General features: G+C 61.4%; 7 protein-coding genes. 2 read left to right on the top strand and 5 right to left on the bottom strand.

The genetic code is table 11. From position 1 onward, the window contains the following. Positions 1–471: 471 nt before the first annotated feature. The 3 genes from ABR989_RS17450 to ABR989_RS17440 form a co-directional block, all read right to left on the bottom strand. Positions 472–2,673, bottom strand: a complete 2,202-nt coding sequence (locus ABR989_RS17450; protein WP_428130591.1) for a tRNA wybutosine-synthesizing protein 4 beta-propeller domain-containing protein — start codon at positions 2,671–2,673, stop codon at positions 472–474. 289 nt (positions 2,674–2,962) lie between these two features. Next, the gene (locus tag ABR989_RS17445; protein ID WP_428130590.1) at positions 2,963–3,358 is read right to left on the bottom strand and encodes a hypothetical protein; all 396 of its coding nucleotides are present in this window, start codon (positions 3,356–3,358) and stop codon (positions 2,963–2,965) included. Then, positions 3,355–3,693 (bottom strand): hypothetical protein, encoded by a 339-nt coding sequence (locus ABR989_RS17440; RefSeq protein ID WP_428130589.1) that lies wholly within the window; start codon positions 3,691–3,693, stop codon positions 3,355–3,357. The genes ABR989_RS17445 and ABR989_RS17440 overlap by 4 nt, the downstream gene beginning before the upstream one ends. A 158-nt stretch (positions 3,694–3,851) precedes the next feature. Here ABR989_RS17440 and ABR989_RS17435 point away from each other — a divergent pair, with 158 nt between their 5' ends. Further along, positions 3,852–4,961, top strand: coding sequence for a Gfo/Idh/MocA family protein (locus ABR989_RS17435; protein WP_428130588.1), 1,110 nt, complete (start codon positions 3,852–3,854; stop codon positions 4,959–4,961). A gap of 302 nt (positions 4,962–5,263) precedes the next feature. Beyond that, positions 5,264–5,737, top strand: coding sequence for an SRPBCC family protein (locus ABR989_RS17430; RefSeq protein ID WP_428130587.1), 474 nt, complete (start codon positions 5,264–5,266; stop codon positions 5,735–5,737). Between the two features lie 162 nt (positions 5,738–5,899). Here ABR989_RS17430 and hisN read toward each other — a convergent pair whose 3' ends face one another. Together hisN and ABR989_RS17420 are read right to left on the bottom strand one after the other, a co-directional pair. Then, the gene (hisN, locus tag ABR989_RS17425) at positions 5,900–6,712 is read right to left on the bottom strand and encodes a histidinol-phosphatase (RefSeq protein WP_428130586.1); all 813 of its coding nucleotides are present in this window, start codon (positions 6,710–6,712) and stop codon (positions 5,900–5,902) included. Between the two features lie 28 nt (positions 6,713–6,740). Next, the coding region (locus ABR989_RS17420; RefSeq protein WP_428130585.1) for a pyridoxal phosphate-dependent decarboxylase family protein at positions 6,741–8,099 on the bottom strand (1,359 nt) is incomplete at its 5' end.

The following is an 8,099-nucleotide window of genomic DNA, read 5'->3' as shown; positions in this document are numbered from 1 at the left end:
CCCGGCCTCGTGCTCGCGCAGCACCCCGATGATCTGCTCCTCGCTGAAGCGACTCCCTTTCATCGTCCGTCTCCTTTTCAGGCGACGGACTCTACCTCATTTCGGCTGAGTTTTCGGGGTGCAGGCCAAAAACAACAGGGATAAATATTTTCTTTGTAAGCACACAAGGGCCTCTCTACTGCGGCTCCCACGGCTGCAGTTTAGATGTTTACGTGGATCACGGCACAGGGTTTAGAAAAGCTCTGACTGTCGTTGCCGATGATCCCGTACATATTTCAAGAGCCGATGGGCAAATATCATTGTTCTTCGGGACCGACAACAACGGGAAAATACCGCTGGAATGGATACTGAAGGGTGACTCATTCGAAGCGAATCGACGGCGCTGAGATTTTCTCGGCCAGTGTTATATATTCAAATAACTGATGCGCCCTTAATTCAAAAGTCCAAGTGAGGCTGTCTCTATCGCTCCTTTCACGGGGTGTAAACCTCGGCGGTCTCGAGCGCCACGTCTCCGAGCGTCGCGTTTTCGATGAGCCCACCCGGAATCAATACTTTTCCCGAGTCCAGCAACGTTGCGGTAAAGTAGTCGCGCTGCGAGAGCATCGCTACTCCGGCTTGGAACTGACCGGTTGAAGGATCGTAAAAGTCCACTGTGGCCGTCGTTGTGTCCTGTGGCCCGAAGGAGGTTTGTACCTGGATAGCACCGCCCGCGATCATTACGCGGCCATTGGGCAGGTTGACTGCGGAATGATAAACCCTCTCGTTGCTCATCACGCCCACGGTTGGAGTGAACGTGCCGGTCTTGGGGTTGAATAACTCGGCGGTGGCGAGCGATAAGAAACCCGCATCGAGGCCGCCGGCAATTAAAACTCGGCCGTCGCCAAGCAGATTTGCGGTTGCGCTCTCACGCGGCGAGGTCATCGTATTCGGCACTGCGGTGAACATTGCGGTTTTCGGATCGTAGATTTCTGCGGTATCGAGGACGCCCGAAGTCCCGGCTCCACCGGCGAGCAACACTTGGCCGTTGGCGAGCAGGGTGGCGGTGTGGCTTATGCGGGGCGAGGTCATCGTCCCGGTCGCAGCGAAGGTTCCCGTCTTGGGATTGTAGAGCTCCGCCGTGTCGAGCGCGTTGCCGCTCGTGTCGAGTCCGCCCGCGATCAGGACTGTACCATCGCGAAGCAGAGTGACGGTCGGCCCGAATTGCGAGGCGATCATTGGGCCGGAGGTGGGCGAAAAGCTCATCGTTTTCGGATCGAAGAGATCCGCGTTAACGCCGCTACTGCCATCTACGATCAGCACATCACCGTCCTTCAGGGTAACCCCGTTGCACGGAGCGCACAGCACGGCAAGATTGTTGGCGGTGGGGATAAAATGGCCGGTCTTCGGATCGAACACCTCGGCAGTGCCAAGCGCCGCAGTCTCGTTGAAGCCGCCAGCGATCAAGACGCGGCCGTCAGACAGCAGCGCCGAGGCATATGCCCCCCTGAGAGCGTTGAGGCCGCCGGTCACGGTGAACGTCCCGGTTGTGGGGTTGTAGATTTCACCGCTCGGCTCGTAATTTTCGCCGGTGCCTCCTTGATCGTCGTTTCCGCCAAGAATAAGAGGAGAGCCGTCGGGCAGTACGACGGCGGCGGCCGACATGCGCGCAATGTGAAGCGCACCGGTCGGCGAGAAAGTGTTGGTGGAGGCATCGAACAGGTCGAAACCGGCATCCGGCACCTGGCTTGGAAAAGAATTGCTTCCCGCGCCGACGATCGCATTTCCACCCGGCAACGGCGCGGCGGACGGATCCCATCTGCCGGTGCTCATGTTGTTGGCAGTGAAACTGAAGGTCGAGCTGCTTGGATCGTACAGTTCCGCGCTGTCAAGGGAGCTGGAAACACCCGTGCCACCCGCCAGAAGCACGCGGCCGTCAGCCAACAGAACCGCCGCAAAGTCGTCTCTGGCCGAGTTGAGCGGCCCCGCGGTGGCGCTGAAGGTCTCTGACGCCGGATCGTAAAGCTCGGCGCTTGCCAGCACCGCTGTACCGTTGAGCCCGCCGGCCACCAAAACCTTGCCATCGGCAAGCAGGACCGCAGCGTGAAACGCGTGCGGGGCGATCATATCGCCCTTGGTGTAGGAGAAGGCGCCCGAGGCGGGATCGTAAATCTCGGCGGTGTCGGTTGTCTGTCCGCTGCTAGCGTCTCCGCCCGCGATCAGCACGGTTCCATCCTGAAGGGTGGTCGCGGTGCATCCATAGCGGGCGTCATTCATGGCGCCTTTGGTGGGCGCGAAGCCGTTGCTCGCGGGATCATAAATCTCAGCCTGCAATAGAGCATTGCCGCTGCTGTCGATTCCGCCCACCTCCAACGCCGTGCCGTCGTTGAGCGCCGCCAGGCAGAGGTTCCGCGCCGCGATCGGCAGTTGATTCGCGACCAGCGTAAAGCTGTCGGTCTTGGGGTGATATACCTCGCCGGAAGCGAGGTCTTCGGCCGCCAGGGATCCGAATCCTCCCACTTCCAGCACGTCCCCGGATTTGAGCGTAACAGCCGGGGCGATACGTCCTGTCTTCATCAGACCAGGCACCTGAACCGTCGCGTTGCGCGCCGGCGTTGGCGGGGCGCCACTCGAGCTGCCGCCGCACGACGCGCACAAGAGCGTGAGCATCACGAAAAACAGGATGCGAGCCTTCATCTTCTCCCTTTAACCGGAATTTCCTTTTGAATCCTGATTCGGACTAGCACTGGCCCCAAGCGGTTTGCAAACGCGAGGTTCGATCTCGGGGTTGAGTCTAGGAACCCTCCTGAAGGCCTCAAGTTTTGCCTTTCGCGCTCGCCAAAACGCTCCATTGGAGCCTTGTTTTCAGGGGCTTTAATCATTCCTCAAAGCTCTCGGTTGATAATATTCCGCGTAAGCAACATCCGTGAGTTTCTCATACCCGTAGCGATCCGGCGCTTGGGATCGACTGCCAAACGACTGCCAATCACGACCGAACAGGACCGATCACCACGTCGGCGCGAGGAAACAACTTCGGACAGGCCCATCGCACGAGTGCAAGTGTCTCGATGTATTCTCCGTTCGTAATCGTGCAGCAGGTAGCATCGCGCCACTTGGTTAATTTCGTCTGCTGCGCCCAGGCGCTCGAAAAGAAATTCCCCGAGAAAAAAATCAGAGCTATCGACACGCAAAGGGGGGCGCGCCACGATGCCCGGCAACCCTCCTTTTTGGGGTCCCGGCCTCGCGTGCGGCCGAAAAGCATGCTTTCAAATTCCATCGGCCCGCCCATCACGTAGGCGCGCAGTTGGAACACACCCAGGCGCGCCCACCGGAATCGAGGCATCACGAGCGCCAGCCATCCGCCCGCGTGGTCGAGACTCACGGCTGCTCCATGCAATAACGGTAGAACTGACGCTCCCGCGTGTCGGAGTCGTCCCGGTCGGCCTGACACTCACGGTCACAGTCGCGCACTTCGCGGTCATTCTCATGCGTGGTTTCGCACAGGTCTTCGCACGACCGCTCGCTGCCGCCGGCTCGCCGCAGCCCATCGTCGCGTTGGTCCCCGCAGAAGTCCCCCTCTGTGTTGGCTATCTCCTGCTGGGTAATGCGCGTCTCCGTGCATAGATAGTCACCCTCGGCGCAAGGGAAGGTCGCGGCCGATGTGGGTCCGCGATATGGCGAGTAGGCGTCGAAGCAGCCCCCGCAGATCAGCGCCAACAAAGTTATCGCGAGGACGACAACCGGCGCGCGAAATCTTTGGACGTAGCGCACTTTTCGTCGCCGGCCGTGAGTCCGATCTGTACGGAATCCCGAACGCAGCATCAAGGGCGTTATCTGTCATAGACAGGTGACACACGATTTGAGATATGTGCAGTATGACGCCGCTCGAACGCGTACACGTTGGTCTGATTGGTTGCGGGCGGATCGCCAGCCTGCAGGTCCTGGGCTATCGCGATCACTCGCGCGCGGAGCTGACAGCAATCTGTGACAACGACGAAGCGCTGCTAGCTCAGCGACAGCAGGAGTGGCAACCAAAGAAGACCTATCGCGACTATCACCAGCTTCTCGCCGACTCCGACGTGAACGCCGTGGAGATCCTGATACCACACCACTTGCATCGGGAGGTCGCCATCGCCGCGTTGCAGGCAGGCAAGCATGTGTCGTTGCAGAAGCCGCCGGCGTTGACGCTGCGCGAACTCGACGACGTGAATGAAGCGGCCAAAGGTGCGGGACGCCGGCTGCGTGTCTTCGAGAACTTCATGTACTATCCGCCGCACGTCAAGGCGCGCGCGCTGGTCCAGGAAGGCGCAATCGGTGAGCCCATCTCGGTGCGTATCAAGACGGCGGCCGGACGTTTCGATGACGGCTGGCGGGTGCCGGCCACGTCGCTGGCGTGGCGCATGAATCCGGAAACCTGCGGTGGTGGCCCAACCTGCTTCGACCACGGCTACCATTGCTACAACATGGCGCGCTTCTTCGTCGCCGAGCCGGTCGAACGCGTGCACGCGTGGATTCACGTCAACCGGTTTGGGCCGGACGCTTTCTACGACGGGCCCGCTTTGATCAGTTGGAAGTACGCCGGCGTACCCAAGTTCGGCAGCTGGGAAGTCATCGCGTCGGTGGGCATGCGCGTACGCTCGAAGTACTACGCCAGTGACGACCGCATCGAAATCCACGGGACCGAGGGCATCATCTGGATCAACCGCTGTACCGGTTCTCTTCTCGACGAGCCTGCGCTGGTCCTGTATCGGGACGGCCAGACGCGCGCCTGGCACGACATTCCAAACGACTGGTCGGAAAGTTTTCGCCTCGGCGTGCACGATTTCATCGACGCGTTGATTGAAGGCCGCCAACCCCCACAGGATGCCGACGATGCAGCGGCAACGCTCGGCTTCGCCATCGCCGCCCACGTCTCGGCCTGCGAGCACCGCGAAGTGTGTCTCGACGAGATCGGGCCGGACACCAGAGCACGACTCCCGATCTGACTTGGCTGTCCGTCCCGAGAACTCGTGCTGGCGCCTTTTTCGCGGGACGATATCCGCCGGCCGTTTCGGGCTTTACAAGGGCCGTGCGGCCATCGCTGGGTCCCTTGACCGGCGGGCGGCCATGTTTCACAATTCACGCCGCCGATAACCGATCAGATCTTCTCAGCAGGGGAACCATAATGTCTTCGAGGTTCGCGTGTTCGTTGACGATTTTGATGCTTGGTCTGACGCTCTTGACGTTTCCGGGAGATCGAGCGCACGCGGATACCATCGAACCGAACTTCGAGGGTCTGAAGAACTCGATGGACAAGGACGGCAACCTCCGCCTCGAATTGGCCGCGAGCCTGAACGCACCTGTAGCGAAAGTCTACGAGGCACTGACAAATCCCGACAAGCTCAGCAAGTACTCTGCAGACATCACGAGCGTCAAGGTCCTGTCGAACAGCGCCACGGGCAAAGTGGTCGAGTACCATGGAGCGACCGATCTCAACCCGAACAAGAAACCGTTCGTGGTTAAATTCATGTTCGACCCAGCCAAGCACACCATCACGGCCCAGAGCGCCGCCAACGCGGCGATCAAGTTCCGGGCGGATTACGTTTTGAGCCCTTCAAAGGATGGCAAATCGACGGAAATTCGCTACGTCAGCGTGGCGGCCGACCCGAGCAAGGCGTTGGGGATACAGGTGCCCGAGTTCATCCGCCGGGGCGCCGGCATCCAGAACTTCATGAGAACGCTGACAAACGCCGGAAAATACATCCAGAACGGCGGGAAGTAACTGCCCAGCGCTGCCCGTCCCTCGATTCGAACGAAACCCCCATTTCTCGCAGATGCTGTTGTATCGTGATCGATGGTGATGGCCCCTGGACTCACTCGTAATCAGCAGGTCGCCGGTTCGAATCCGGCGGGTGGCTCCAGAGAAGCGACGCAGGAGGATCGGTTATCGCGCGGCGGACGCGAGCATCGCTAGCGCGATTTTATGCAGCTCGCGATCGCCGGCGGCGATGATCTGCCCGCCGTCATATGGTGGGCCGCCCGACCAACTCGTCACGATTCCACCTGCGGCCTCGATGATCGGGATGAGCGGTTGGATATCGTAAGGCTGGAGGCTCGATTCGATCACCAGATCGATGAAGCCCGAGGCGAGCAGGCAGTACGAATAACAATCGCCGCCGTAGCGCCTCATCCGCGCCTTGGATGCGAGCTGGCGAAACGCCTCGCGTTCGCCCGGGCCGGAGAACATCGCCGGATCGGTTGCGCAGACGATCGCGTCTTCGAGCCGCCGGCATTCGCGCACCCGAAGCGGGTTGCTCAGGCCGCGACCCCTCAGTTCGGCGCCCAGGCGTGAACCGATGAACGTCTCGCCCGTGTACGGCTGATGCATCACGCCGATCACCGGTCGCGCACCGTCGTTGAGTGCGATCAAAACGCCCCAATGCAGTTGTCCGATAATGAAGGCGCGCGTCCCGTCAATCGGATCGATGATCCAGGTCAGGCCGTCGGTGCCGGCCGCGAAGCCTTGCTCCTCGCCGAGGATTCCGTGGCCGGGATGAACACGGTGAATCTCGTCGCGGATTGCTCGCTCCGCCGCACGATCGGCGAGCGTCACCGGATCGTAGCCGCTGCCGCTTGCCTTATTCTCGACCGCCAGGCGCACGCGAAAATACGGCAGGATCGTGCGTCCCGCGAGGTCCGCCAGATGGCAGGCAAAGGCGGCGTACTCTCCGATCGCGCGATCATCCATCGTCGGCATAGGCTGGTCTGCTCGGGAGCCGGCCCGGTTACGGGACTTCGGTGCTCGCGTCGAGCCACGCGAACATCAGTTCATTCACCATCGATGGATCGAGCGAGGCTGCGCCGCCGCCGTACACCGCGCCGCTGCGCGCGGGCGTCGCGGGCGGATTCTTCGCGTACTCGACGCCGGCCGCGATGTCTTTGACGAAACGCGCCGCCACGCCCGGAAGTGTCTGCGGCAAGGTGACGCACAGATGAAAGCCGGCGGGCCGCTGAAGCCCGTTAAGCCGCCATCCACGCTCCACGAGGAAATCGTTGACGTGGTAGATGTCCACCTTGTCCGACGTGAACGCGATGCAGTAGGTCGGCTTGCCGATAATCTTGAGCGCCGGGATTTTTGCGACCCCCGACTTGATCGTGTCCGCCGCCTTCATGATGCGGCGGGTCGCCTTCAGGTAGCCCTCCTCGCCGAGCGTGACCATCGCCGCCCATGTCGATGCGCTGATTCCCTCCGAGCGGCTGCCCGCCACCGTGGGCGACGCATACAACCCGCCCTGCCAGTCGCTCATCGCAAAATACATGCGCCGTCGCAACGCGCGATTGCGATAGAGCACGACCGACGCACCCTTCAGCCCATAGCCCCATTTGTGCGTATCGCACGACATCGAGGTGACGCCAGGCAGGCGGAAGTCGAACGCCGGAACGTCATAGCCGAGCTTTGCGATCCACGGCAGGATGAAACCGCCGAAGCAGCTATCGACGTGCAGACCGACGCCGGCTTCAAGCGCGAGCTCGGACAACTTCTCGATCGGATCGATCAGCCCGTGCGGGTAATTCGCCGCCGAACCCGCGATCGCGATGGTGTTGGGCCCGATGGCGCGCCGCATCGCGTCCACGTCGGCCAGGTAATCGGCTCCGACCGGCACGCGAATCAGCTTGATGCCGAAAAAGTGTGCGCCTTTGGAAAATGCCGGATGAATCGTCTCGGGCACCACCATCTCGGGCGCTGTGATTGCGCGCTCGGCACGCCCTTTCTCCCGATACGCCAGCATCGGCAGGATGATGCTCTCGGTGCCGCCCGAAGTGATCGCTCCGCAAACGTCGGCCTGTGGGTCCTTCTCGCGCGCGAGCGCCGCGCCGAGCATCCGCGCGGTCATCGCGATTACCTCGCCCTCGAATTTGGTGCCGCTCGGGCACATGTCGCGCTGCAGCAGGTTGACGTGCGAGAACAGCGCGAACACGCGGTTGAGGTAAGCGTAGTGCTCCATCCCGCCGTGGTAGTAGGTGCCCGAGATCTGGCCGGTCTGCCAGCGCGTGTTTTCCTGGCGCGCGATGCTGCGCAACTCGCGCATGACCTCCTCGGGCTGGCGGCTCTTCCTGGGCAGCTCGTGGTAGGTCTCGAAGGT

Source organism: Binatus soli (SeqCode), assembly GCF_050015535.1.
Taxonomy (GTDB): Bacteria; Desulfobacterota; Binatia; order Binatales; family Binataceae; genus Binatus; species Binatus soli.
The sequence above is the reverse complement of the archived record's forward strand: the minus strand, read 5'-3'. Positions and strand labels throughout refer to the sequence as shown.

What these genes read in the sequence shown, in the direction of transcription:
- ABR989_RS17435 (WP_428130588.1), top strand. Translation starts at nt 3,852, where the DNA reads ATGACGCCGCTCGAACGCGTACACGTTGGTCTGATTGGTTGCGGGCGG.
- hisN (WP_428130586.1), bottom strand. Translation starts at nt 6,712, where the DNA reads ATGCCGACGATGGATGATCGCGCGATCGGAGAGTACGCCGCCTTTGCC.
- ABR989_RS17430 (WP_428130587.1), top strand. Translation starts at nt 5,264, where the DNA reads ATGGACAAGGACGGCAACCTCCGCCTCGAATTGGCCGCGAGCCTGAAC.
- ABR989_RS17450 (WP_428130591.1), bottom strand. Translation starts at nt 2,673, where the DNA reads ATGAAGGCTCGCATCCTGTTTTTCGTGATGCTCACGCTCTTGTGCGCG.